The 23,878-nt window shown below is 69.8% G+C and carries 23 protein-coding genes; 18 read left to right on the top strand and 5 right to left on the bottom strand.

Features of this window, described 5'->3' with window-relative positions; all coding sequences use genetic code 11:
- Positions 1-138 precede the first annotated feature (138 nt).
- The 3 genes from V2S05_RS09605 (at position 139) to V2S05_RS09595 (ending at position 3,060) form a co-directional block, all read left to right on the top strand.
- Positions 139-1,707, top strand: a complete 1,569-nt coding sequence (locus tag V2S05_RS09605) for a hypothetical protein (protein ID WP_413634926.1) — start codon at positions 139-141, stop codon at positions 1,705-1,707.
- Positions 1,708-1,999: 292 nt separating this feature from the next.
- Entirely contained in the window at positions 2,000-2,668 is a 669-nt protein-coding gene (locus V2S05_RS09600) for an acyl-CoA synthetase (RefSeq protein WP_413634925.1), read from the top strand.
- The gene (locus V2S05_RS09595; RefSeq protein WP_413634924.1) at positions 2,665-3,060 is read left to right on the top strand and encodes a hypothetical protein; all 396 of its coding nucleotides are present in this window, start codon (positions 2,665-2,667) and stop codon (positions 3,058-3,060) included. The genes V2S05_RS09600 and V2S05_RS09595 overlap by 4 nt, the downstream gene beginning before the upstream one ends.
- Before the next feature lie 6 nt (positions 3,061-3,066).
- On the opposite strand, the gene V2S05_RS09590 is transcribed toward V2S05_RS09595, so the two are convergent.
- Positions 3,067-4,149 carry a PQQ-dependent sugar dehydrogenase gene (locus V2S05_RS09590; RefSeq protein WP_413634923.1) on the bottom strand — a complete coding sequence of 361 codons (1,083 nt, stop codon included), beginning with the start codon at positions 4,147-4,149 and terminating at the stop codon, positions 3,067-3,069.
- A 102-nt stretch (positions 4,150-4,251) separates the two neighbouring features.
- Here V2S05_RS09590 and V2S05_RS09585 point away from each other — a divergent pair, with 102 nt between their 5' ends.
- Positions 4,252-5,676 (top strand): MFS transporter, encoded by a 1,425-nt coding sequence (locus tag V2S05_RS09585; RefSeq protein WP_413634922.1) that lies wholly within the window; start codon positions 4,252-4,254, stop codon positions 5,674-5,676.
- A gap of 6 nt (positions 5,677-5,682) precedes the next feature.
- On the opposite strand, the gene purB is transcribed toward V2S05_RS09585, so the two are convergent.
- Together purB and V2S05_RS09575 are read right to left on the bottom strand one after the other, a co-directional pair.
- A complete protein-coding gene (gene purB / locus V2S05_RS09580) occupies positions 5,683-7,056 on the bottom strand; it encodes an adenylosuccinate lyase (RefSeq protein WP_413635266.1) in 1,374 nt (457 codons plus the stop codon).
- Positions 7,057-7,093: 37 nt separating this feature from the next.
- Positions 7,094-7,606, bottom strand: coding sequence for a low molecular weight protein-tyrosine-phosphatase (locus V2S05_RS09575; RefSeq protein ID WP_413634921.1), 513 nt, complete (start codon positions 7,604-7,606; stop codon positions 7,094-7,096).
- 112 nt (positions 7,607-7,718) lie between these two features.
- On the opposite strand from V2S05_RS09575, the gene V2S05_RS09570 reads away from it, so the two are divergent.
- Positions 7,719-7,979 (top strand): hypothetical protein, encoded by a 261-nt coding sequence (locus V2S05_RS09570; RefSeq protein ID WP_413634920.1) that lies wholly within the window; start codon positions 7,719-7,721, stop codon positions 7,977-7,979.
- The gene (locus V2S05_RS09565; RefSeq protein WP_413634919.1) at positions 7,976-9,274 is read left to right on the top strand and encodes a hypothetical protein; all 1,299 of its coding nucleotides are present in this window, start codon (positions 7,976-7,978) and stop codon (positions 9,272-9,274) included. The genes V2S05_RS09570 and V2S05_RS09565 overlap by 4 nt, the downstream gene beginning before the upstream one ends.
- Positions 9,275-9,308: 34 nt before the next feature.
- On the opposite strand, the gene V2S05_RS09560 is transcribed toward V2S05_RS09565, so the two are convergent.
- The gene (locus tag V2S05_RS09560; RefSeq protein WP_271639117.1) at positions 9,309-9,710 is read right to left on the bottom strand and encodes a phage holin family protein; all 402 of its coding nucleotides are present in this window, start codon (positions 9,708-9,710) and stop codon (positions 9,309-9,311) included.
- A 61-nt stretch (positions 9,711-9,771) separates the two neighbouring features.
- Here V2S05_RS09560 and V2S05_RS09555 point away from each other — a divergent pair, with 61 nt between their 5' ends.
- The 5 genes from V2S05_RS09555 to V2S05_RS09535 all read left to right on the top strand — a co-directional run bounded on the left by V2S05_RS09555 (position 9,772) and on the right by V2S05_RS09535 (position 14,766).
- Positions 9,772-10,827 carry a histidinol-phosphate transaminase gene (locus tag V2S05_RS09555; RefSeq protein ID WP_413635265.1) on the top strand — a complete coding sequence of 352 codons (1,056 nt, stop codon included), beginning with the start codon at positions 9,772-9,774 and terminating at the stop codon, positions 10,825-10,827.
- Between the two features lie 83 nt (positions 10,828-10,910).
- The gene (locus tag V2S05_RS09550; RefSeq protein WP_413634918.1) at positions 10,911-12,038 is read left to right on the top strand and encodes a thiamine pyrophosphate-dependent enzyme; all 1,128 of its coding nucleotides are present in this window, start codon (positions 10,911-10,913) and stop codon (positions 12,036-12,038) included.
- A complete protein-coding gene (locus V2S05_RS09545; RefSeq protein WP_413634917.1) occupies positions 12,038-13,018 on the top strand; it encodes an alpha-ketoacid dehydrogenase subunit beta in 981 nt (326 codons plus the stop codon). The genes V2S05_RS09550 and V2S05_RS09545 overlap by 1 nt, the downstream gene beginning before the upstream one ends.
- 22 nt (positions 13,019-13,040) lie before the next feature.
- On the top strand, positions 13,041-14,354 hold the full coding sequence (locus V2S05_RS09540) for a dihydrolipoamide acetyltransferase family protein (RefSeq protein WP_413634916.1): 1,314 nt from the start codon (positions 13,041-13,043) through the stop codon (positions 14,352-14,354).
- Between the two features lie 76 nt (positions 14,355-14,430).
- Positions 14,431-14,766, top strand: coding sequence for a hypothetical protein (locus V2S05_RS09535; protein WP_413634915.1), 336 nt, complete (start codon positions 14,431-14,433; stop codon positions 14,764-14,766).
- A 30-nt stretch (positions 14,767-14,796) separates the two neighbouring features.
- Here the strand turns inward: V2S05_RS09535 and V2S05_RS09530 are convergent, their stop codons facing one another.
- Positions 14,797-16,014: an ROK family protein gene (locus tag V2S05_RS09530; protein WP_413634914.1), complete on the bottom strand. Its 1,218-nt coding sequence runs from the start codon at positions 16,012-16,014 to the stop codon at positions 14,797-14,799.
- 100 nt (positions 16,015-16,114) lie between these two features.
- On the opposite strand from V2S05_RS09530, the gene V2S05_RS09525 reads away from it, so the two are divergent.
- The 7 genes from V2S05_RS09525 (at position 16,115) to V2S05_RS09495 (ending at position 23,833) form a co-directional block, all read left to right on the top strand.
- Entirely contained in the window at positions 16,115-17,419 is a 1,305-nt protein-coding gene (locus V2S05_RS09525; protein ID WP_413634913.1) for an ABC transporter substrate-binding protein, read from the top strand.
- Positions 17,416-18,327, top strand: coding sequence for a carbohydrate ABC transporter permease (locus V2S05_RS09520; protein WP_271639125.1), 912 nt, complete (start codon positions 17,416-17,418; stop codon positions 18,325-18,327). The genes V2S05_RS09525 and V2S05_RS09520 overlap by 4 nt, the downstream gene beginning before the upstream one ends.
- Positions 18,327-19,229 carry a carbohydrate ABC transporter permease gene (locus tag V2S05_RS09515; RefSeq protein WP_413634912.1) on the top strand — a complete coding sequence of 301 codons (903 nt, stop codon included), beginning with the start codon at positions 18,327-18,329 and terminating at the stop codon, positions 19,227-19,229. The genes V2S05_RS09520 and V2S05_RS09515 overlap by 1 nt, the downstream gene beginning before the upstream one ends.
- A gap of 105 nt (positions 19,230-19,334) precedes the next feature.
- Entirely contained in the window at positions 19,335-21,008 is a 1,674-nt protein-coding gene (locus V2S05_RS09510; RefSeq protein WP_413634911.1) for a glycoside hydrolase family 13 protein, read from the top strand.
- A gap of 145 nt (positions 21,009-21,153) precedes the next feature.
- Positions 21,154-22,140, top strand: coding sequence for a metal ABC transporter solute-binding protein, Zn/Mn family (locus tag V2S05_RS09505; protein WP_413634910.1), 987 nt, complete (start codon positions 21,154-21,156; stop codon positions 22,138-22,140).
- Positions 22,137-22,973 (top strand): metal ABC transporter ATP-binding protein, encoded by an 837-nt coding sequence (locus tag V2S05_RS09500; RefSeq protein WP_413634909.1) that lies wholly within the window; start codon positions 22,137-22,139, stop codon positions 22,971-22,973. Before V2S05_RS09505 ends, V2S05_RS09500 begins: the two co-directional genes overlap by 4 nt.
- Positions 22,970-23,833: a metal ABC transporter permease gene (locus tag V2S05_RS09495; RefSeq protein ID WP_413634908.1), complete on the top strand. Its 864-nt coding sequence runs from the start codon at positions 22,970-22,972 to the stop codon at positions 23,831-23,833. Before V2S05_RS09500 ends, V2S05_RS09495 begins: the two co-directional genes overlap by 4 nt.
- Positions 23,834-23,878: the final 45 nt, after the last annotated feature.

Below are 23,878 nucleotides of genomic sequence, written 5' to 3'. Positions count from 1 at the left end.
CGAGTAGGGAACTTGGTGTCGGGATTCAAGGTACCGTCGCGGCTGAGCATCCGCCCATACGCTCACCGAGGGCGACGAGGCCCCCCGACCCTGGAGTGCTCAATGACGAGTGGTACCCCTCACGCGCACGGAATCGGCATGCGCGTCTTGGTCATCGTGCTCAGCATCATGCTGGCCGCGATGGTGTTCCTGTATTTCGCGACGACCGGCCGCATCGCCGCCGGTGCCGCCGAGCTCGCCGACGGATCGTCGGCCGCGCACGACGGCTCGACGCAGCTGGCGACCGGGGCGAGCACGCTCGCCGACGGCGCCGGTGAGCTCGCCGACGGCACCTCCGCTCTCGCGCAGGGCGCGACGGATGCCGACGCCGGCGCGACAAAGCTCAGCGAAGGAGCCGCGAGCGCCGCGACAGGCGCGCAGACCCTCGCCGAGGGAGCCACCTCGCTGAGCGCCGGTGCCTCGAGCGCCGCGGTCGGAGCCGCCAAGCTCGACGCCGGCGCCTCGTCGGCATACGGCGGTGCTCTCAAGCTCTCCGGCGGCGCGAGCAGCGCCCACGCGGGCGCTCAGAAGCTGGCGGACGGATCGCAGGAGCTGGCCGCGAAGTCCGCCGAACTCGCGAAGGGTGCGGCCGACGTGATGAACGGCGCCAGAACGCTGAACGCGGGTGCGAGCGAACTCGTTGCGGGAACCGCGGGCGCTCACACGATCGCAGGCGAGGTGCTCGGCGGGGCGAAGACGCTGAGCACCGAGCTCTCCAAGGGAGTGACCGCTGACGTGACCGCGCTCGCGGACCCCGCGACGCTGACGGCGCTCACCGGCCTCGCGACCTCCGCATCCGACAACTCCAAGACGCTCGCCGAGAAGCTCAAGGCGCTCTCGGACGCCACTCCCGCCGACGCCAACCTGAAGACGCTCGCAGCTCTCGCGGCCGGTGTCAACCAGCAGGTCACCGCGATGTCGGGTCCGACCGTTGCGGCTCCCAAGCTCGCGAAGGGTCTGACCGATGCATCCGCCGGCGCCACCCGGGTCCTCGGCGGGGCGAACCTCCTGGTGAACGGCGGAGAGGTCACGAGCGATGGAGCCACGATCCCGTGGCCGGGAACAGGCGTTGTCGCCGAGGGCGCCTCGAAGCTGAAGGCCGGGGGAGACCAGCTCGTCGCCGGTACCTCCGCCGTCGCATCTGGCGCTGCCCGGCTGTCGGCGGGCGCCGGAACACTGGCCGCGGGCGCGGGCGATCTGCGCGACGGCACGGGCAAGCTCTCGACCGGAGCGAACGATCTCACCACCGGACTCGGCACCCTGTCGTCCGGCGCCGACCGGTTGAACACCGGTGCACAGAGTCTCAGCGCCGGAGCCGCCAAGCTCGACGCCGGTGCGGGAGACCTCGCCGCGGGCACGTCGACTCTCAGCACCGGGGCATCCGACCTCAGTGCGGGCGTGAGCAAGCTCTCCGACGGCGCCGCCGCGGTCGACGAGGGAACCGCGAAGCTGGCCGCGGGTGGTGGCGAGCTGTCGGGCGGCGCGGCAGACCTCAGTGACGGGAACGGCAAGCTCGCGGCGGGCTCTGTGCAGCTCGCCTCGGCCACCGCGGGCGCGGCGCCGTCGATGCTGCCCTGGATGCTGGGTGTAGGCCTCGCCGGCCTCATCGCCATCGGCTTCTGGGTCGGGCATCGCATCAGCCACCGCCGCACCATCGCCGCGGCGTAGCGATCCGAGCCCGAGCGGATCCCGCTTCCACGGGCCGCGGTCGGAAGGCGCTCATTCACGAAGCGTCCGACGGTCGCGGCCCGCTTGCGTGCTGTCGCCCCCGCTCTCGGCAGCCCCGGCCGCTCGCGGCAGGCTCGGCCGCGCTGCGGGGTCGATTGCGTACGGCCTTGGGGCGTCGAACCGTACGGGAGTGACCCCGCACGCCGACCGACCCCTCCCGCGCCCACCCACGTCGAGGCGGCGCAAAGGCGGCGCGACGTAGACTGGTCGGGTCACCGATCTGAGGACTGTCATGCCCGCCGCTTCCCGCTCGCGCACCGCGCGTCCCGCTACGGGGCGCCCTTTCACCGTGCGCACCGTGCAGCTCGCGCGCGCCCTGATGGCGGCCGTGGCCGCCCTCATGATCACCTTCTCTCCCGATCACTCCGCCGCGATCGGCCTGTCGGTGTTCGGCGGCTTCGCGATCGTCACCTCTCTGGTGCTGATCGTCGCCGCGATCATCGTGCACCCTGCGGGGCAGCGTTGGCCATCGGTGCTGATGGGCGCGATCACGCTCGTTCTCGGCATGGCCGCGAGCATCCCAGCCTGGCGCACCGACGCGCTGTTCTTCGTGCTCGTGATCACGTGGGCGGCGCTGACGGGCGTCGTCGAGCTGGTCTCGGGCATCCGATCGCGCGGGCAGGATGGCTCTCGCGACGCCATCACCGTCGGCGCGCTGGGGCTGCTGCTCGCGGCGCTGCTGCTGATCGTCCCCGTCGGGTTCGTGCAGGACTACGCGGTCGAGGGGCACGCCATGTCGCTCACCGGCATCATCATCGGTGTGGGACTGTTCGGCGGCTACGCCGCGATCGTGGCGGTCTTCCTCGGCATCGCGGGACTAGCGCCCGCCGCGAAGGGAACCGCGACGAGCGAGACGACCGCCGGGGCCGACCGCCTGGCCGACCACCGAGGAGAGGCATGACCGACAACAAGCCGACGCGCAAGGAGATCCTGCGCCCGCTGCACCTCGTGGGCATCGCCCTCGCCGCCGGCGTCTTCGCCACCGTCGTGACCCTCGTCTCGACCGGGGCCTTCACCGAGCGCGTGAACCTCTCCATCGCCAAGGGCACCTACGAGGGACTCACCCCTCTGGGGCTGGGTCTCGTCATCGGCGGCGCCTCGTTCATCGTCACCCTGCTCGGGCTGGCGATGCTCATGCTCGCGGTCGATCCGGCCGACGTCACCAGGACCATTGATCGCCCCGTGCTCTTCGACCACGACCCGTCGTCGCCCGACTCCGGTCGTAGCTCGACCGGCGAGCCGAAGAGCGGTGAGCGTCCGGATGCCGGCGACGGGCCGGCCGCGGCATCCTGACCCGCCTCATCCCTCCGGCAGCGTGAGCTGCAACAGCCGGTCGTCGTCGCGCCCCGGTGATCCTCGCCCGTCGGTGTTGTTCGTCAGCACCCAGAGGGTGTCTCCGGGTCCCGGGGTCACGTCGCGGAGCCGGCCGAACTCGCCCGTGTGCACCGGCCAGGGTTCGATGCTCGGTGTCGTCGTGTCGTAGATCCAGAGCCGCTCACCGCGCAGACCGGCGACGTACACGACGTCGTCGATCACGGCGATGCCGCTGGGGCTCGCCTCGTCGGGCGCCCACACGGCGACCGGTTCGATCGCGTCATCGCGCGCGAACCCTTCATGGTCGGGCCAGCCGTAGTCGCCGCCCACCTCGATCCGGTTCAGCTCGTCCCACGTGTCCTGCCCGAACTCGCTCGCCCAGAGGGTGCCGTCGTCACCCCACGCGAGTCCCTGCACGTTACGGTGGCCGAGGCTGTACACGGCCGAGCCGAACGGGTTCCCTCGAGCCGGCTCTCCCTCAGGTGTCACCCGCAGGATCTTCCCGCCGAGGAAGTCGCGATCCCGAGCACGATCGCGCTGCCCCGCGTCGCCGGTGGCGATGTACAGCATCCCGTCCGGCCCGAAGGCGATCCGTCCGCCGTCGTGATTCGATGCCCGCGGGATGCCGGCGACCACCACCTCGGCCGCGTCGACGTCGAGCGTCAGCGAGCCGGGCTCGCCGGTCAGCCGCATCCGTACGACCCGGTTGTCGTCCGCCGCGCCGTGGTAGGCGTACAGCCAGCGCGTCTCGCCATCGGCGAGCAGCGCGAGGCCGTGCAGGCCCGACTCGCCACCCGAGACGACACCGGGCACGACGCCCGCCTCGCGCAGGTCTCCGGATGCCGTCAGCTCGAGCACTTCGCCGCCGTCGCGCTGCGAGATCAGCGCCCCGCCGCCGTCGAGGCGCACCACCGACCACGGCGCGGCCAGCCCCGACGCGAGGGTGACCGGCTCGGTGTTCGCCGTATCGGTCGGGTCGACCGCGGGCGGCGTCGGGATGCCGGGGGTCGAGCACCCCGCAAGAACGAGCGCGCCGAGCGCCAGCGCGGGTGCGATGCGTCGTCTCATCGGCCGCTCCTCTCAGGGCTGTGCCCTCAAGCATCCGTCACTTCACGCCGTCGATCCACCCGCAGCGGGAATACATCCGACCAGCAGCGCCTTGGCCCTGTCATGACCGTCTCCGTCGATCGCGCCTCTGTCGGCCTGCGATCGGAGCGCGGCCCCGTGCTCGGCGCGCTCATGCTCGCCACCGGACTCATCGCGATCGACACGACGATCCTCGCCACGGCCGTCCCGACGATCGTCCGGGATCTCGGCGACTATCAGCTGTTCCCGTGGCTGTTCTCGGTCTACCTCCTCGCGCAGGCGGTGAGCGTGCCGATCTACTCACGCTTCGCCGACACGATCGGCCGCAAGCCGATCATCCTGATCGGCATCGGTCTGTTCCTGGCCGGCTCCGTGCTGTGCGGCTTCGCATGGAGCATGCTCACGCTCATCCTGTTCCGTGTCGTGCAGGGGCTCGGCGCGGGTGCCGTGGGCCCCATGGCCATGACGATCGTGGGCGACATCTACACGGTCGCCGAGCGGGCCAAGGTGCAGGGCTACATGGCGAGCGTCTGGGCGATCTCGTCGGTCGTGGGACCGTCGCTCGGCGGGATCTTCGCGCAGCTGGATGCCTGGCGGTGGATCTTCTTCGTCAACGTGCCGCTGTGCCTGCTGGCCGGATGGATGCTGGTGACGAGATACCACGAGAACGTGGAGCGGAAGCGGCACCGGATCGACTACCTCGGCGCGGTGCTGCTGACGCTCGGACTGACGGGCATCATCCTCGGTCTGCTCGAGGGCGACAGCGCCTGGGCCTGGCTCTCGTGGCAGAGCGCGATCTGCTTCGGCGGAGGCGCGCTGCTGCTCGTCGTGTTCGGATTCGTCGAGAAGCAGGCCGACGAGCCGATCATCGACTTCGCCCTCATCACCCGCCGTCTCATCCTCACCTGCACCGCTGTCGCCTTCGGCATCGGGGCGCTCACGATCGGCGTGACGAGCTTCGGCCCCGCCTATCTCGAGGGCGCGGGCGGCGCCATTCCGCTGATCTCCGGGCTCGCTGTCGCGGCGCTGAGCATGGGCTGGCCGCTCGCGGCATCCCTCGTCGGCAGGCTGTACCTGCGCATCGGATTCCGGCGCACGGTGCTGATCGGCATGTCCATCACGACCATCGCGGCCGCGGGTCTGGTTTTCATCGCGCCCTGGCCGAACCCGCTGCTGTTCGCCGCCGTCGCGTTCGTGCTCGGATTCGGCCTCGGGTGGACGGCGGCGCCGACGCTGATCGGCGCTCAGTCCGCGGTCGGCTGGGGGGAACGCGGAGCCGTCACGGGAATGAACGGCTTCGCCCGATCGGCGGGAAGCGCCGTCGGTGTGGCCGTCCTCGGCGCCATCTCGAACTCCCTGCTCGACGCCGGAGAGGGCGCGGGCGACCCCGCGACCGTCGTGTGGGCCTCGACGTGGGTGTTCGTCGGTGCCGCCGTGTTCGCCGCGCTCACCCTGCTCGCCGCGGCGCTGATGCCGCGCGACGACGCGCCGGACCCCGACGCGCTCTGAGGCTCGTCATCGAGCCAGGCGCTCGGCGATTCCCGTGTAGGTCGCCGGCGTCAGCGCGAGCAGGCGCTGCTTCGCGGCGTCGCCGATCTCGAGCTTCTCGACGAACTCGGTCAGTTCCGCCGCTCCCACGCGATGACCGCGGGTGAGCTCCTTGAGCAGCGCGTACGGGTCGCTGATGCTCGAACGCCCGGCGACGACCTCCGCGCGGATCACGGTCTGGATCGCCTCGGCGAGCACCTCCCAGTTGTGGTCGAGGTCGTCGAGCAGCACCTCGCGGCGCAGCGAGATCGCGTTCAGGCCGCGACGCAGGTTGTCGAGCGCGAGCAGGGAGTGCCCGAATGCGACGCCGATGTTGCGCTGCGTGGTGGAGTCGGTGAGGTCGCGCTGCAGGCGCGAGGTCACCAGCGTCTGCGACAGCGAGCCCAGCAGCGCACCCGAGAGCTCGAGATTCGCCTCGGCGTTCTCGAAGCGGATCGGGTTGATCTTGTGCGGCATCGTCGACGAGCCGGTAGCTCCGGCGACGGGGATCTGCGCGAAATAGCCGAGCGAGATGTACGTCCAGATGTCGGTCGCGAGGTTGTGCAGGATGCCGCCGGCGTGACGCACCCGGTCGTACAGCTCGACCTGCCAGTCGTGCGACTCGATCTGCGTGGTGAGCAGGTTGAAACCGAGGCCCATTCCCTCGATGTACTCGCGCGCGATGGTCGGCCAGTCGGCATCCGGATCGGCCGACAGGTGCGCCGACCAGGTGCCGGTCGCGCCCGAGAACTTCGCCAGGTAGTCGGATGCCGCGATCTGACCGCGCACCCGCTCGAGACGCCACGCGAAGACGGCGAGCTCCTTGCCCATGGTCGAGGGCGTGGCGGGCTGCCCGTGCGTGCGGGAGAGCATGGCCGCGTCGGCGTGCTCGACGGCGAGCTCGCGCAGCTTCGCGATCACCTGGTCGAGGGCGGGCAGCCAGACCTTCTCCACCGCGCGCTTCACGGTGAGCGCGTATGAGGCCGAGTTGATGTCCTCGCTCGTGCAGGCGAAGTGGGTGAGTTCGGCGATGGCATCCAGGCCCAGCGCCTGAAGCCGATCGCGCACCAGGTACTCGATGGCCTTCACGTCGTGCTGGGTGACGGCCTCCTTCTCGGCCAGCCAGTCGATCTCCGCCTGACCGAAGTCGCGGTACAGCGCGCGCAGGCGCTCCTTATCGGCGTCCGCCAGCGGCGTCGTCTCGAACAGCGACCGGTCGGTGAGGGCGATCAGCCACTCCACCTCCACCTCGACGCGGGCACGGTTCAGGCCCGCCTCCGAGAGGTAGTCGGCGAGGCCGGACACGGCGGCCTGGTAGCGGCCGTCGAGAGGGCTGAGCGGCTGGGTCGGGAGCGAGGGCAGAGAAGTCAGGGCAGGTCCTCCTGCTCAGGGTCCCGCGTCACGCGAGACGGCGATGGGATGCCCGCACGGCCGGTTCGAGCTGCGCGAAGAGGCCGCGGGTGGCGGTCTCAATCATACCGAGCACCGAATCGAACATCTCAGGGCCGGCGTAGTACGGGTCGGGCACATCCATGCTCGACGCGTGCGGGTCGTACGCGCGCAGCAGCGTGACCTTGCCCTCGTCGTCCTCGTTGCGCGCCCAGGCACGCAGGATGCGCTCGTGGGTGCGGTCGAGGGCGACGATCAGGTCGTTGTCCGAGAAGGACGCCGCGCTGAACTGCTTGGCCCGGTGCGTCGACCCGTCGAGTCCGCGGCGGCTCAGCGCCTCGATGGTGCGCCCGTCCGCGCGCTCGCCGACGTGCCAGTCGCCCGTCCCCGCGCTGCGCGAGATGACTCGCGCGCCGAGGCCGTGCTGCGCGGAGAGCGCGCGAAGCACCACTTCGGCCATCGGGGAGCGACAGATGTTACCTGTGCAGACGAAGATGACGCGGAAGGGATCCGGGTCGGTCATCACACCATTGTGCCCGCAACCACTTCGGTCCCCAATCGCCGATCCCGTCGACTTATGCACAGCCGCCGGGTTCGGAGCGGGCCCGCGAGCCGTGGTCTCGCAGGCTGGAGGCATGCTCACGCTCACCCCGCCCGAGTCCGCGTCGGCCGACGAGCTGGCCGCGCTGCTCGTGGGCGTCCGCCTGCTGGACGATGCCCTCGACACTCTCACACAGGTGCGGGGCGAGCTGGATCGGCTCATCGACGACTCCCACTGGGAGGCGGCCGCGGTGCGGATGCTGCGTGCCGCATTGATCGGGCGTGCCGGCCGGGTCGACGTCGCCTGCGCAGACATCGCCTCGTACCGCGACGGATGCCTGGCGGCCCTCGCATGAGCGTCGAGATCACCGGCGGCGGGGCGATCGCCGTCGACCCATACGAGATGCGTGCGGTCGCCGATCGGATGGCGGCGACCGTCGCGCGGCTGAGTGCGGCAGCCGATGACCTGCGCCGCGCGCACCATTCCCTGTCATCGACGCGGGGCGCTGGCATCCGAGTCGTTGTCGACGGGCTGTGGGCCGCGGCTCAGCGCCTGACCGACGAGGCGAACGAGCTCGCCGACGACGCGCGCGGCACCGCCACCATGGCGGATGCCTTCGAACTGGCCGACCTGCGCTCCGAACAGCAGCTTCTCGCAGTGGAGCGCCCCGTCGAGGCGGCGCAGCTGCAGGATCGGATCGACGAGCTGGTCGCATCCCACCCCGCCCTCGACGCGATGGCGCTGCAGCTGACGGCCGCATGGGAACGCTCGTCGGTCGCGGGGATGCTGGACGCACCCGTCGACCGGCTGGTGGAGGTTCTTCTCGACAGCGCGATGGGGGTGCCGCTGTGGCTGCTCACTCCGCTGCTCGCACGCGTCACGACGAGTGCGGGCACGATCATGAACGGAACGCGGCTCAGCGGAGTGGCGCCGCCGGTGCTGGTGCGGCCGGTATCGACGAAGAGAATCGACGGCGCGGCGACGACCCTCGCTCAGCTCACGAAGCGTCTGCCGGGCGGAGACGCGCAGGTCGCGGTCGAGAAGCGCACCCACGCCGACGGCGCCGTGTCGTTCGTCGCGTACGTCGACGGCACCCGCACCCTCCGCAGCGGATTCGAGGAGCCCTGGGACTCCGGGTCGAACTGGGATCTCTACGTCGACCGCGAGCAGAGCGCCGCGTACGCGGCGACGATGGAGGCACTGCGGCAGGCGGGCGCCGAGCCGGGCTCGCACGTCGACCTGGTCGGATATTCGCAGGGCGGGGCGATCGCTGCAGCGGTGGCTGTGAGCGGTGTGTACAGCACCTCCCGGGTGATGACCGTGGGGAGCCCCACGGTGCCGGTGCTCGGCGCCGAGCAGACGCTCATCCGGGTCGTCCACCCCGACGATCCCGTCGGCGCCGGACTCACCTCGGGCGCTCCGGCCGCGAGCATCGGCTCGTCCGACAGCATGACCATCTCGCGCGGCGACGCGTCGGACTGGAAGCCGTCGACGTTCGGCGCGCACTTCCGCGATGCCTACGACGAGACGCTCGCGCGCGCCGACGCGTCGGGAGACGTCCGCGTCGAGCGCATGCACGAGACACTGCGCTCAGAGGCCGACGACATCGTCGCGGTCGAACGCACCGAGTTCCATGCGACCAGACCGTGACACCTCGCGGCCGGGCCCGCGCCTCCGCTCCGCGTCAGCGGCGCTTCTTCTTCTCCTGCGGCCGCAGGATGGCGCCGAGGATCGCGTTGATCACCGAGATGAGGAACGCGGCCACGACCGCCCACCAGAACGACTCCACCGTCAGCCCCCAGCTGAACGCGCCGGTGATCCACGCGGTGATCCACAGCAGCAGACCGTTGATGATGAACGAGATCAGCCCGAGCGTCAGGATGTACAGCGGGAACGCGACGATGCGGATCACCGTGCCGATGATCGAGTTGACCAGAGCGAACACCGCGCCGACGGCGAGCAGGGTCAGCGCGACCTGCAGGTCGCCCCCCGGGGCGAACGGCCGGATGCCCACGCCGAGAACCGGGATCAGCGTGACGATCCAGATGGCGAAGGCGTTGATGACGACGCGGATGAGGAATCGCATGTGCTGATCCTGTCACGTCAGGGGCCGATGCCGCTCTTAGACTGATGCCGTGACCGAGCCGATGCTGCCCCGAATCCGTCCTGAGATCGCCGCCCTGCCGCCGTACCGCCAGGGCAAGCAGGCCGGCCCCGAGGCGTTCAAGCTCTCGAGCAATGAGAACCCCTTCGAGCCGCTCCCGTCGGTACTGGAGGCGCTGCAGGCGACCACGCCGGTGAACCGCTATCCCGACGCCTCCGCGGCGGCGCTGCGCGCCCGCCTCGGCGAGAGGTTCGGCGTCGAGTCCGACGCCGTGCACGTCGCCGCCGGGTCGGTCTCGATCCTGCACCAGCTGGTGCTCGGCACCTCGTCGGTCGGCGACGAGGTCGTCTACGCCTGGCGCTCGTTCGAAGCGTATCCCAGCCTTCCGCTGGTGGCCGGCGCGACGGGCGTGCAGGTGCCCCTCGCCTCGGGCGCCAGGCACGATCTCGACGCGATGGCGGATGCCGTAACCGACCGCACCCGCGTGGTGATCGTCTGCACGCCGAACAACCCGACCGGCCCGATCGTCACGAGCGCCGAGTTCGCGGCATTCGTCGACCGAGTGCCGCGAGACGTGCTGATCATCCTCGACGAGGCGTACGCCGAGTTCGTCACCGCGCCTGACGCGGTCGACGGGCTCGCCGAGCGCCTCTTCGATCGGCATCCGAACGTCGTCGTGCTGCGCACCTTCTCCAAGGCCTACGGGCTCGCCGGTCTGCGCGTGGGCTATGCGATCGGGCATCCGCGGGTGCTCGACGCCGCCCGCACCACCGGCATCCCCCTGTCGGTGACCAGCGCGGCCGAGCGGGCGGCGATCGCCAGCCTCGACGCCGAGGCCGAGCTGCGCGAGCGCGTCTCGGTGATCGTCGAGCGGCGCACGCGCCTCGTCGGCGGCCTGCGCGCGCAGGGCTGGCAGGTGCCCGACTCGCAGGCGAACTTCGTCTGGCTGCCCGCCGGCCAGCGCACCGACGAGGTCGCCGCCGCATTCGACGCCGCCGACCTGATCGTGCGCCCCTTCCCGGGCGACGGGATCCGGATCTCGGTCGGTGAAGAGGAGTCGATCGACCGCGTGCTGGCCGTCGCCAAGTCGCTGCTCTGACACGAGAAGTCCAGGTGCCGGGCACTTACTAGGGGCCCCTAGGTATGCGTGACCTGGCATGCCGACGTGGGTAGCGTGGTTGGGTGACCCCGATCGAAGCACCCCTCGTTCGCGTCCTCGCCGACGACGGCAGCTACGCCCCCTCGGCTGCCGCCGAGCGCTATCTGCCGCTCATCGACGCGCTCACCGACGCCGAGCTCGAGCAGTTCTACCGAGACATGGTCGTCATCCGCGCGATCGACACGCAGGCGACCAACCTGCAGCGCCAGGGCCAGCTCGCCCTGTGGCCGCCGAGCCGCGGCCAGGAGGCAGCTCAAGTCGGATCCGCCCGCGCCGCGCGCGCGCAGGACACGCTGTTCCCCTCGTACCGCGAGCACGCGGTCACCCGCATCCGCGGCGTCGACCCCGTCGACATCCTCAAGGTCATGCGCGGCACCTCGCACGGGGGCTGGAACCCCACCGACGCCAAGAACGGCAACACTCGCATCTACACGCTGGTGCTCGGGTCGCAGACCCTGCACGCCGCCGGATACGCGATGGGTCTCACGTTCGACGGCCGCACCGGCACGGGTGATGTCGAGCGCGACGAGGCCGTGGTCGTCTACTACGGCGACGGCGCCTCCAGTCAGGGCGACGTGCACGAGGCGATGGTGTTCGCCGCCAGCTACGACGCCCCGGTGCTGTTCTTCCTGCAGAACAACCACTGGGCCATCTCGGTGCCCGTCGAGACGCAGTCGAAGGTGCCGCTGGTCGGCCGTGGCGCGGGGTACGGCATCCCGTCGGTGCGAGTCGACGGCAACGACGTGCTCGCCAGCTACGCCGTCTCGCGCGCGCTGCTCGACGAGACCCGCAGCGGCCTCGGCCCGCGCGCGATCGAGGCGGTGACGTACCGCATGGGCGCGCACACGACCAGTGATGACCCCACGAAGTACCGCGGCTCCGACGAGGAGCAGCGGTGGGCGCAGCGCGACCCGATCGCACGCATGCGCGTTTTCCTCGAGGGGCGGGGCGCGCCGGCATCCCTCTTCGAGCAGACGGATGCCGAGGCGGCGGACGCCGCCGAAGACCTGCGCAGCCGCGCCGTCACCCTCACCTCACCGGAGCGATCACTGATCTTCGACCATGTGTACAGCGACCCGCACCCGCTGATGGCGGAGCAGAAGGCATGGCTGAACGACTACGAGGCCTCGTTCGAGGGAGGGGCGCACTGATGACCATCGAATCGATGCCGATGTCGAAGGCGCTGAACGCGGGTCTCCGAAAGGCGATGGAGGACGACCCGCGGGTGCTGCTGATGGGGGAGGACATCGGTCGCCTGGGCGGCGTCTTCCGCATCACCGAGCACCTGCAGCGCGACTTCGGCGATCGCCGCGTGCTCGACACCCCGCTCGCCGAGTCCGGCATCGTCGGCACGGCGATCGGGCTGGCCATGGCCGGATTCCGTCCCGTGGTCGAGATCCAGTTCGACGGGTTCGTGTTCCCCGCCTTCGACCAGATCACGTCGCAGCTCGCCAAGCTCACGAACAGGCACGAGGGTGCGCTGTCGATGCCCGTCGTCATCCGGATCCCGTATGGCGGGCACATCGGCGCCGTCGAGCACCACCAGGAGAGCCCCGAGGCGTACTTCGCGCACACCCCGGGCCTGCGGGTGGTCTCGCCGTCGACGTCGAACGACGCGTACTGGATGATCCAGGAGGCGATCCGCTCGAACGATCCGGTGATCTTCCTCGAGCCGAAGAGCCGCTACTGGCAGAAGGGCGAGGTCGAGTTCGAGGCATCGGCTCTGCCGCTGCACGCGTCGCGCATCGTGCGCCGCGGCAGCGACGTGACCCTCGTCGGCCACGGTGCGATGGTCACGACGCTGCTGCAGGCGGCCGCGCTCGCCGAGGCCGAGGGCACGAGCTGCGAGGTCGTCGACGTGCGCTCGCTCTCACCCGTCGACTACGGGCCGATCCTCGATTCGGTGCGCTCCACCGGGCGCATGGTCTACGCGCAGGAAGCCCCGGGGCACACCAGCGTCGGCGGCGAGATCGCCGCGACGGTCATGGAGCGCGCGTTCTACGCGCTTGAGGCCCCGGTGCTGCGGGTGTCGGGCTTCGACGCGCCGTTCCCGCCCGCCAAGCTCGAGGGCACCTACCTGCCGGATGCCGATCGCATCCTCGACGCCGTCGACCGCTCGCTCGCCTACTGATCCCCGACGGAGGACATCTCTCATGACCACCGAAACCTTCACTCTTCCCGACGTCGGCGAGGGTCTCACCGAGGCCGAGCTCGTGGCATGGAAGGTCGCGCCCGGCGACGCCGTCGCGATCAACGACGTCATCTGCGAGATCGAGACGGCGAAGTCGCTGGTCGAGCTGCCCTCGCCGCACGCCGGTGTCGTCGGTGAGCTGCTGGTCGCCGAGGGCGTGACGGTCGAGGTCGGGTCGCCGATCATCACGTTCGTGTCGGAGGCCGAGGCGGCGGATGCCGGTATCGCGGCGAACCCCAAGGATCCCGCGGCTCCGCCGGCTACCGACGAGGGCGGCGGGTCGGTGCTCGTCGGCTACGGCACCGGGGGAGGGGCGACCTCGCGCCGCCGCAAGCCGGCCGAGCGTCCTGTGCGCTCGTCGGTCGGCGTGATCGCGAAGCCGCCGATCCGCAAGCTGGCACGCGACCTGAACGTCGAGCTCACCGAGGTGATACCGACAGGCGCCGACGGCGAGGTCACCCGTGACGATGTCGTGAAGCACGCCGAGCAGGCGAGCGTGTTCCGCAACATCGAGACGCCCGCGCGCAGCGCTGTCCGCGAGGAGAAGCTGCCGGTCGCACCGCAGATCGATGAGGGGCGCTCCGAATCGATCCCGGTCAAGGGCGTGCGCAAGGCGACGTCGTCGGCGATGGTGCAGAGCGCGTACTCCGCCCCGCACGTGACGGTGTGGAAGGAGATCGACGCGACCCGAACCATGGATCTCGTCAAGCGGCTGAAGGCCTCGCCCGACTACGCCGACATCCGCGTCTCACCGCTGCTGATCATGGCCCGTGCCGTGATCTGGGCCGCCCGCCGCACTCCGATGGTCAACGCCGCCTGGGTCGACACCGATTCTGGTGCCGAGATCGTCGTGCGCCACTACGTGAACCTGGGTATCGCGGCCGCGACTCCGCGCGGTCTGCTGGTGCCGAACATCAAGGATGCGCAGGACCTCAGCATGAAGGATCTCGCGCGCTCGCTGAACCGACTCACGCTCACGGCGCGCGAGGGCAAGACGAGCCCCGCCGACCAGCAAGGTGGCACCATCACGATCACCAACATCGGCGTCTTCGGCATGGACGCGGGCACCCCGATCATCAACCCCGGCGAGGCCGGCATCGTCGCCATGGGCACGATCGCCCAGAAGCCGTGGGTGGTCGACGGCGAGGTGCGCCCGCGCTGGGTCACGACGGTGTCGGGATCGTTCGATCACCGCGTCATCGACGGCGACGGCATGAGTCGGTTCATCGCCGATGTCGCCTCGATCCTCGAGGAGCCCGCACTGCTCGTCGACTGAGTGCGCCGGCTATCCCATCACAAGAGGAATATCAACCCAGGCGGCGCTCGGCGCATCGCTCTGGCAGTGTTTCGGCATGAAACTCGTCTCCTACGCCGGCCAGCAGCTGATCACCACCGATGATGTCGCAGACGCGCTGGTGGAGCTCGCGGCTGCCATCGCGCGGGAGGGCGAGACGGAGGCGCTGCACATCCCCGTCGTGATCAACGGCGTCAAAGACAGCGCCGACCTGCTCGTCGGTGTCGGCAACGATCTCCTCGTGGGCCCGCAGACGTCCGACGGAGCGGATCCGGACTTCTCGGTCGAGGCCGAGAAGCTGCGCTCGCACCGTCTCTATCCTCGGCCCAGGGACGAAGCGGACGACGACGAGTTCGACGCCGGCCTGAATGCGAGCTTCGATCCCGATCTCTGACGCGGCGCACTCGAGCGCGTCGACGCGCGATCACACCGTCGCGAGTCTGCGCTCGGCCAGCAGAGGCACGGCGCGCTCGCGCGCCGCCCGCCGTGCCGTGGCCACCGCGCCGAGCGAGACGACCTCGGCACCGAGCGATGAGGCGAGCAGATCGGGGGCCGGGAGGTGCATCTGAGCGGGCAGCATCGCACGAGCCGCTGTGATCACCGGTTGGATGCTCTCGGCGATCGCGCCGCACACGATCACGCGAGCCGGGTCGTACATGCTGCCGAGCACGCCCACGATGCGCGCGAGCTTCTCGCCGACCCGTGAGCAGACGAGCACGGCATCCGGGTCCCCCTCGGCAGCCGCGACGAGCACCACGCGGGGGTCGATGCGCGCCCCGTCCGAGAGGCGCCCCACCGGCCCACGCCAGTCGATCTCGTCGCTGGTGACGGCGGCGCGCACCTCGTCCTGCACCGCGTAGCTGAGGCCGAAGGCCGAGCCCACGCCGATGATGTGGTCGAACACCACGCCCTCGCCGACGCCGCCGTGCGCTCCGTGCAGCAGGTGACCGTCGACGACCACTCCGCCGCCGAAGCGTTCGCCGGCGAGCAGGGCGACGTAGTCGCGGCATCCGACCGCGGCGCCCAGCGAGCCCTCCGCGACGGCGGCGAGGAGGGCGTCGTTCTTGACCTCGACGACCGGCGCCCAGTCGCTGAGCGCCGTCGCGAGAGCCGGGTTGGTCCGCTCCCAGAACCCCTGGCGGTGCGGGGGAGAGGTGCCGTCCCGGTCGACGGGGGCGGCGACGCCCACGCAGATCGACAGCAGCGACTCGCGCGTGCGCCCGGCGTCGGCCAGGGACTGCTCGAGGTGCTGCAGGATCGTGGCGCGGCGCTCATCAGGCGTCTGCTCGGGATCGAGGTCGACGCGGCGATGCGCGAGGGAGGTGTCGAGCAGGTCGGCGATCGTGACAGCGAGGTGCGTGTCGCCGGCGTCGATGCCGGCGACCACGCCCAGATCGGGGCAGAGCGTGAAGCGGCGCGCCGGCCGGCCCGCCCGGTACGCGCCGGCCGCCCGCGCATTCGGCAGCTCGGTGAGGATCCCTGCGCCGACCAGCGTCGCGAGCGCCTCGATGGCGGTGGATCGGGTGATGGCGGTGGATGCCATGGCATCCGTCGCCGTGAACTCTCCCGCGGTCCAGGCGTAGTCGAGCACCGCTCCGACGCTGGCTCTGCCGGTGCCGAGATCTGCGGAGATATCGCTCACAGCTCTTGACCTCTTCCCTTCCCTCTGAGAGAGTACCGGGCAAGCGACTAAATCTAGTCACTAGATTTACTCTCCGGATATTCAGGTCGGAAGGACGACGGTGTCTGCCACATCTCCTCGCGCGGTGCGCATCGCGGCGAGCGCCGCGACGCTCGCGCTGCTCGGCTCGGCCCTGGTCGGGTGCTCGTCGGACGGCCGCGAGACCATCCGCTTCACCTTCAGCAAACGCGAGGCGATCGAGTTCATGACCAAGCTCGTCGCCGACTACAACGCCTCGCAGGACGACGTGCGCGTCGAGATCGACACATCCGGCGTCGACGTCGTCTCGGCCAGCTTCGTGCGCGGAAACCCGCCCGACATCATGCTCGCCAACTACAACTACGAGGTCGCGCGCTTCGTGCAGCGCTGCGCGCTGAGCGATCTCGGCGGCACCGACGCCGCGAAGAGCGTCCGCGAGGATCTGCAGCCGCTCATGGAGCAGTACGGGTCATGCGAAGGGCGCACCAGCGCACTGCCCTATTCGGTGATGGCCGCGTCGGTCATCTACAACAAGCAGATCTTCGCCGAGCAGGGCCTCGAGGTCCCGCGCACCTGGGACGAGCTGCTGCAGGTCGCCGATCAGCTGAAGCAGGCCGGCATCACTCCGTTCTACGGCACCTTCAAAGACGACTGGACGGTGGGTCAGGGCTGGTACGACTACTCGGTCGGAGGGTCGCTCGACGTGCTCGAGTTCTTCGACGCCCTCGCGAAGGAGGGCACCGAGGTGGGCCCCGAGTCGGAGGTCTCGTTCCAGAAGGACTTCGCTGAGCCGATGGACCGGATGCTGACGCTCGCGTCCGAGTACACCAACGACGACGCCCCCAGTCGCGGGTACGGCGACGGCAACCTCGCCTTCTCGAAGGGGGAGGCGGCCATGTACCTGCAGGGGCCGTGGGCGTTCAGCGAGATCGCCAAGACCGCCCCCGACCTCGAGCTCGGCACCTTCCCGCTGCCGATGACCGACGACCCCGACGACCTCGCCGTGCGCGTCAACGTGGACCTCGCGGCGATGATCCCCGAGGAGTCTCGCCACAAAGAGGCTGCTCGGGACTTCCTCGAGTACCTCTACCAGCCCGAGCACATCGAGGAGTACAACGCATCGCAGCTCGGCTTCACCCCCCTCGAAGACGCCGCCGCGCCGGATGATCCGCGCATCGAGGGGATGATCGAGTACTACGACGAAGGCCGCGTCTACCAGGGCCCCTCGGTTCTCGTTCCCAAGACGATCCCGGTGTTCAACTACGCGCAGGCCATGGTGCTCGGGGCCGATCCCGACGACATCCTGCGCACGATGGACGCCGACTGGGCGCGCATCGCCTTCCGCGCCCCTGCGCCCACCAGCCAGACGAAGGAGTCGGCAGAATGAGCACCACGTCCACGGTCATCACGCAGGGCGATCGCACCCGCCGACGCAGCAGTCGTCGGGTCGAGCCGATCTACTACTTCTTCCTCGTCCCCACCCTCGTGCTGTTCACCCTGGCGATCACCGTCCCCGGCGTGATCGGCATCTTCTTCAGCTTCACCGACTCGATCGGGCTCGGCGACTGGAGCTTCAACGGCCTGACGAACTACATCGCGATGTTCAGCGACCCGGCCATCCTCCAGAGCTACCTGTTCACGTTCGGGTTCTCGATCGCGACGGTGATCGTCGTGAACTTCGTCGCGTTCCTGCTCGCCGTGGGCCTCACCTCGCGCATCCGGTTCAAGACGGGCCTGCGCACGATCTTCGTCATCCCGATGGTGATCTCGGGCATCATCATCGCCTACGTCTTCAACTTCCTCTTCTCGAACTCGATCCCCGCCGCCGGCGCGGCGACGGGCATCGGCTGGCTGCAGACCAGCCTGCTGGCCAACCCCGACCTCGCCTGGGTCGCCATCGTCATCGTCACGGCGTGGCAGGCGATCCCCGGCACGATGCTCATCTACATCGCGGGACTGCTCTCTGTGCCCGGCGACGTGTACGAGGCCGCGTCGATCGACGGTGCGACCAAGACGCAGCAGCTCATGCGCATCACCGTCCCTCTCGTGGCCGGCTACGTGGTGATCAACGTCATCCTCGGGTTCAAGGGTTTCCTGAACGCCTACGACATCATCGTCGGCCTCACCAACGGCGGCCCGGGCACCGCCACCCGCAGCGTCGCGATGACGATCATCGCGGGCTTCAACGGCGGCGACTACGCCTACCAGATGGCGAACGCGACGATCTTCTTCATCGTCGCCGTGCTCATATCCCTGCTCCAGCTCTCGCTGACGCGCGGAAGGAATGCGCTCTGATGACCACCCAGCCCGCTCTCACCTCGGCCACCCCGGGCGCACTGACCGAGCGCACACCGACCACGCCGTCGCGCACGGCGATGGAGCGCGTCAACTGGTCGGGCACCATCATCCTCATCCTGTGTGCGGTCACCGTGCTGCTGCCTCTGTACGTCACCATCTCGATGGCGTTCAAGACCACCGGCCAGGCCGTCGACGGCAACGCGTTCTCGCTGCCGGCGCCGTTCAGCGTCGACGGCTTCGTGCAGGCGTGGACCCTGACGAAGTTCCCCGTCGGCGCGGCGATCTCGATGCTCGTCACGGCCGGGACGGTGATCGCGACGATCGTGCTCGCGGCCTTCGCGTCGTACGCGATCGTGCGCAACTGGGACCGGCGGTTCTTCCGGTACTCCTTCTTCTATCTGCTCGCGGCGATGTTCATCCCGTTTCCCGTCGTCGCGCTGCCGCAGATCCAGCTGACCGGCCGAGTCGGGCTCGACAACCCCATGGGCGTGATCATCCTCGCCACGATGTTCCAGCTCAGCTTCAGCGTGCTGCTGTTCACCGCGTTCCTGCGCTCGATCCCCATCGAGCTCGAAGAGAGCGCCCGCATCGACGGCGCGACGACATGGCAGACGTTCTGGAAGCTGATCTTCCCGCTGCTCGCGCCGATGAGCGCCACGGTCGGCATCTTCGCGTTCCTCTACGCGTGGAACGACTTCATGATGCCGTCGTTGATCATCTCCGATCCGAACCTGCAGACCCTTCCCGTGCGGCAGAACCTGTTCCAGAACCAGTTCAGCAACAACTACAACGTCGCCTTCGCCTCGTACCTCATGGCCATGGCGCCCGCGATCGTCGCCTACCTGTTCACGCAGCGCTGGGTGATGGAGGGCGTCACCCAGGGCGCCGTGAAGGGCTGATGCTTCGGCAGGCTCAGCTACCCAGGGGAGCAGGCTCAGCAATCCAGGGGAGCAGGCTCCGCAACCCACCAGAACACCGACCCAAACCCCCAGTCAAGGAGATTCATGACCGACCCGTCCCTCGCCGAGCAGAGCACCGTCGACCCCACCACGTGGTGGCGCCAGGCCGCCGTCTACCAGATCTATCCCCGCAGCTTCGCCGACGGCAACGGTGACGGCATCGGCGACATCGCCGGCATCCTCTCCCGCGTCGACTACCTCGCCGAGCTGGGCATCGACGCGGTGTGGCTCAGTCCCTTCTATCCCTCCGCGCTCGCCGACGGCGGCTACGACGTGGCCGACTATCGCGACGTCGACCCCCGCATCGGCACGCTCGAGGAGTTCGACCGGATGGTTCAGGCGCTGCACGAGCGCGGCATCCACGTCATCGTCGACATCGTCCCGAACCACTCGTCGAACCTGCACGAGTGGTTCCAGGAGGCGCTGGCCGCCGGGCGCGGGTCGGCAGCCCGGGAGCGGTACATCTTCCGCGAGGGCACCGGTCCCGACGGCAGCGAGCCGCCCACCGACTGGCTGTCGGTGTTCGGCGGCGGGGCCTGGGAGCGGGTGGAGGACGGGCAGTGGTACTTCCACCACTTCGCCGTCGAGCAGCCCGACCTCAACTGGTCGCACCCCGAGGTGCGCGCCGACTTCCTGAAGACCCTGCGGTTCTGGTCGGACCGCGGTGTCGACGGCTTCCGCATCGACGTCGCCCACATGCTCACCAAGGACCTCACCGAGCCGCTGCCCAGCCGCGCCGAGCTCGAGGCCATCGACAGCACCACCGGTCAGCACCCGATCACCGATCGCGACGACGTGCACGAGGTGTACGCCGAATGGCGCCAGGTGTTCAACGAGTACGACCCGCCGCGCACCGCCGTCGCCGAAGCCTGGGTTCAGACGCCAGAGCGGCGCGCCCGGTACGCGTCGGCCGAGGGGCTCGGCCAGGCGTTCAACTTCGATCTGCTCGAGGCCGACTTCGACGCCGAGCAGTTCCGCCGTCTCATCACGGTCAACCTCGCGCAGGCCGATGCAACGGGATCGTCGACGACGTGGGTGCTCTCGAACCACGACGTCACCCGGCATGCCACACGCTACGGGCTGCCGCCGCTGAACGGCCGGCCGGTCAAGCAGGGCACGGAGTGGGTGGCCGCCGGAGGTCCCGAGGACCAGCTCGATCGCGCGCAGGGGCGCCGGCGCGCGGAGGCGGCCACGATGCTGCTGCTCGGCCTGCCCGGCAGCACCTACCTGTATCAGGGCGAGGAGCTCGGGCTGCACGAGGTGGCCGACATCTCGCCCGAGCAGCGTCAGGATCCCGCGTTCTTCCGTGGCGCGGAGTTCGACGGACTCGGCCGCGACGGATGCCGAGTGCCGTTGCCCTGGAGCGCCGAGGGGTCGTCGTTCGGCTTCGGCTCCGACGGCGCGCATCTGCCCCAGCCGTCGTGGTTCGCCGAGTACGCGGTGGATGTCGAGGCGGCGGATCCGGCATCCACCCTCTCGCTCTACCGGAAGGCGCTGGGACTGCGCCGTCGCCTGCAGACGGAGGAGAGGCTCGAGTGGCGTGAGACCGGCCGGCCCGACGTGCTGCGCTTCGCTCGACCGAACGGCTGGCAGGTCGTGACGAACTTCGGCACCGAGCCGTTCGATCTCGGCGCGGATGCGGATGCCGTGCTGCTGAGCACCCAGCCGCTTCGCGGCGGCGCCCTGCCGGCGGAGGCGACGGCCTGGCTGAGGGCTTGACGCTCGCACTCGTATGAGGTCGGAGACGTTCGCGAATCGTGAATTCGCGTACGTCTCCGACCGCAGGTCGGTCTCGCCCTGTCTCATGTGTGGGAACTTCGTCGCCAAGTTGAGAATGGTTCTCATTAGCAATTAGCATGGGCACATGCACTCCTCACGCTTCGCCCTCGCAGTCGCCCTGTCCGCCGCCTCCGCCCTCGCCCTGACCGGATGCTCGGCGCCGGCGGAGACGAGCGATGACGGCGCGCTGCAGGTCGTCGCGTCGACCAACGTCTACGGTCAGCTGGCGGCCGAGATCGGCGGAGACCGCGTCGAGGTGACCAGCCTGATCGACTCGGCCGCGAAGGATCCGCACGGTTACGAGGCCACCGCCCGCGATCGCCTCGCCGTGCAGAAGGCCGACCTCGTCATCGCGAACGGCGGCGGCTACGACGCTTTCATGGACGAGCTGATCGACGGATCGGATGCCGTCGTGATCACTGCGGCGGAGTTCTCGCACGACTACCCGGACGCCGCGGTCGACGACCACGGCGACGCCGACGCCGAACACGCCGACCACGCCGACGCCGACCACGCCGACGAGCACGAGGGCCACTCGCACATCGAGGGCTTCAACGAGCACGTCTGGTTCGACGTGCACACGGTCTCGCACGTCGCCGAGCAGATCGCGGCCGATCTCGCCGAGCTCGACCCGGCGGGCAAGGCGGATTACTCGGCCGCCGCCGAGACGCTGGCCGGCGAACTCGAGGCGATCGAGGGTGAACTCGACGAGCTGCACGCGAAGCTCGAGGGCACACCGGTGTTCATCACCGAGCCGCTGCCCGGCGCGCTTGCCGCCGCGGCCGGTCTCGACGACGTCGCCCCCGAGGGGTTCGCCTCGGCGGTGGAAGAGGGCAACGAGGTCGCCCCCGCGATCCTGCTCGAGTCGCTGTCACTGGTCGAAGACGGCGGCGTGCGCGCGGTGCTCGCCAACGCGCAGACCGGCGGCACCGAGACGAGCCGCATCGAAGACGCCGCGCGCGGCGCGGGCATCCCCGTGATCACCTTCCATGAGCTGCTCAGCGCCGACCAGCCGTACGCTGAGTGGATGCGCTCTGCGATCTCCGACCTCGCCGCCGCACTCGACGGATGAGCGGCGCTCCATCCAGCGTGCTCGAGATCCGCGGTGCCGCGCTGCATCGCTCCCGCCGCGAGCTGTGGTCGGGACTCGATCTCGACGTCGCGCCGGGGGAGTTCCTTGCCGTGCTCGGGCCGTCCGGATCGGGCAAGACGACTCTGCTGCGCAGCATCCTGGGCCTGCAGCCGCTCTCGGCCGGCAGCATCCGGGTCGGCGGGCGGCCCGCTCGGCGCGGTGACCGCCGCATCGGCTACGTGCCGCAGCAGCGACCGCTGCCGCCCGACACGAGCATGCGCGCGCGAGACCTCGTCGCGCTCGGCGTGAACGGCACCCGTTTCGGCCTGCCCATCCCGCGCCGCGGCGATCGCGCCCGCGTCGACGCGTTGCTCGAGGGAGTGGGCGCGGCGCACTACGCCGAGCGGCCGGTCGGACTGCTCTCGGGCGGCGAGCAGCAGCGACTGCGGGTCGGCCAGGCTCTCGCCGACGATCCCGCGCTGCTGCTGTGCGACGAGCCGCTGTCGGGTCTCGACCTGGCCAACCAGCGCGGCATCACCGGCATCATCGACCGTCAGCGACGACAGGGCGCAGGAGTGCTGTTCGTCACCCACGACGTCAACCCGATCCTGGGACTCGTCGACCGCATCCTCTACATCGCCGGCGGCAGGTTCGTGCTCGGCACTCCCGACGAGGTGCTGCAGAGCCGAGTGCTCACCGATCTGTACGGCACGGCGGTGTTCGTGCTGCGCGCCGGCGACCGGCTGGTGGTCGTCGGTGCGCCGGATGCCGAGGGCACGCACGCGCACGAGCACTCCGAAGACGGCGACGCGCACCGGGGAGCGCACGCATGAGGCCGCTGCTCGAGTGGGGAGACGTCTTCTCGTTCCAGGACTACGGCGAGCTGCTGGCCCTGCTGTCGAACTCGCTGATCGCGGGCGCCGTGCTGGGCGTGGTCGGCGGGCTGATCGGCGTCTTCGTCATGCAGCGCGACCTCGCCTTCGCGGTGCACGGGGTGAGCGAGCTGTCGTTCGCCGGCGCCGCCGCCGCCCTGCTGTTCGGCGGCAGCGTCGTCATGGGGTCGTTGGGCGGGGCGCTGGTGGCCGCCGTCCTCATCGGCGTGCTCGGCGCGAGAGCGCGTGACCGCAACTCGATCGTGGGCGTGCTGATGCCGTTCGGACTGGGCCTGGGCATCCTGTTCCTCTCGCTCGTGGAGGGACGCACCGCGAACCGCTTCGGTCTGCTCACCGGCCAGATCGTGTCGGTCTCGAACCCCGACCTCGGCTGGCTTATCGGCATCTCGGCGGTCGTTCTGATCGGACTGCTGCTGATGTGGAATCCGCTGCGCTTCGACTCGCTCGACGCCGAATCGGCCGCCGCCCGCGGCGTGCCCGTGCGCGCGGTCAGTCTCATCTTCATGGTGCTGCTCGGGCTGATCGTCGCGGTCAGCGTGCACATCATCGGCGCCCTGCTCGTGATGGCGCTGCTGGTCACCCCGGCGGCCGCGGCGATGCGCCTGTCGAGCGGACCCGTCGCGGTGCCGCTGCTCGCGGCGCTGTTCGGCTTCACGGCCGCAGTGGGGGGCATCCTGCTCGCGCTCGCCGGAACGCTTCCGGTGAGTCCGTACATCACCACCATCTCGTTCCTGATCTACGCCGGATGCTGGACCCTGCAGCGGGTGCGGTCTAGGGTGCGTCGCGAGGCGCGCGGATGAGCCCAGATGCCGGCAGCAAGACCCCGCCGGGTGCTGTGCGCGCTG

It is taken from the genome of Microbacterium sp. OR16 (assembly GCF_047306725.1).
GTDB lineage: Bacteria > Actinomycetota > Actinomycetes > Actinomycetales > Microbacteriaceae > Microbacterium.
The sequence above is the reverse complement of the archived record's forward strand: the minus strand, read 5'-3'. Positions and strand labels throughout refer to the sequence as shown.

Coding starts and splice junctions, on each gene's coding strand:
- V2S05_RS09585 (WP_413634922.1), top strand. CDS start 4,252: ATGACCGTCTCCGTCGATCGCGCCTCTGTCGGCCTGCGATCGGAGCGC.
- V2S05_RS09500 (WP_413634909.1), top strand. CDS start 22,137: ATGAGCGGCGCTCCATCCAGCGTGCTCGAGATCCGCGGTGCCGCGCTG.
- V2S05_RS09570 (WP_413634920.1), top strand. CDS start 7,719: ATGCTCACGCTCACCCCGCCCGAGTCCGCGTCGGCCGACGAGCTGGCC.
- V2S05_RS09510 (WP_413634911.1), top strand. CDS start 19,335: ATGACCGACCCGTCCCTCGCCGAGCAGAGCACCGTCGACCCCACCACG.
- V2S05_RS09575 (WP_413634921.1), bottom strand. CDS start 7,606: ATGACCGACCCGGATCCCTTCCGCGTCATCTTCGTCTGCACAGGTAAC.
- V2S05_RS09495 (WP_413634908.1), top strand. CDS start 22,970: ATGAGGCCGCTGCTCGAGTGGGGAGACGTCTTCTCGTTCCAGGACTAC.
- V2S05_RS09590 (WP_413634923.1), bottom strand. CDS start 4,149: ATGAGACGACGCATCGCACCCGCGCTGGCGCTCGGCGCGCTCGTTCTT.
- V2S05_RS09560 (WP_271639117.1), bottom strand. CDS start 9,710: ATGCGATTCCTCATCCGCGTCGTCATCAACGCCTTCGCCATCTGGATC.
- V2S05_RS09600 (WP_413634925.1), top strand. CDS start 2,000: ATGCCCGCCGCTTCCCGCTCGCGCACCGCGCGTCCCGCTACGGGGCGC.
- V2S05_RS09540 (WP_413634916.1), top strand. CDS start 13,041: ATGACCACCGAAACCTTCACTCTTCCCGACGTCGGCGAGGGTCTCACC.
- V2S05_RS09565 (WP_413634919.1), top strand. CDS start 7,976: ATGAGCGTCGAGATCACCGGCGGCGGGGCGATCGCCGTCGACCCATAC.
- V2S05_RS09595 (WP_413634924.1), top strand. CDS start 2,665: ATGACCGACAACAAGCCGACGCGCAAGGAGATCCTGCGCCCGCTGCAC.
- V2S05_RS09535 (WP_413634915.1), top strand. CDS start 14,431: ATGAAACTCGTCTCCTACGCCGGCCAGCAGCTGATCACCACCGATGAT.
- V2S05_RS09515 (WP_413634912.1), top strand. CDS start 18,327: ATGACCACCCAGCCCGCTCTCACCTCGGCCACCCCGGGCGCACTGACC.
- V2S05_RS09555 (WP_413635265.1), top strand. CDS start 9,772: ATGCTGCCCCGAATCCGTCCTGAGATCGCCGCCCTGCCGCCGTACCGC.
- V2S05_RS09505 (WP_413634910.1), top strand. CDS start 21,154: ATGCACTCCTCACGCTTCGCCCTCGCAGTCGCCCTGTCCGCCGCCTCC.
- V2S05_RS09520 (WP_271639125.1), top strand. CDS start 17,416: ATGAGCACCACGTCCACGGTCATCACGCAGGGCGATCGCACCCGCCGA.
- V2S05_RS09605 (WP_413634926.1), top strand. CDS start 139: ATGCGCGTCTTGGTCATCGTGCTCAGCATCATGCTGGCCGCGATGGTG.
- V2S05_RS09545 (WP_413634917.1), top strand. CDS start 12,038: ATGACCATCGAATCGATGCCGATGTCGAAGGCGCTGAACGCGGGTCTC.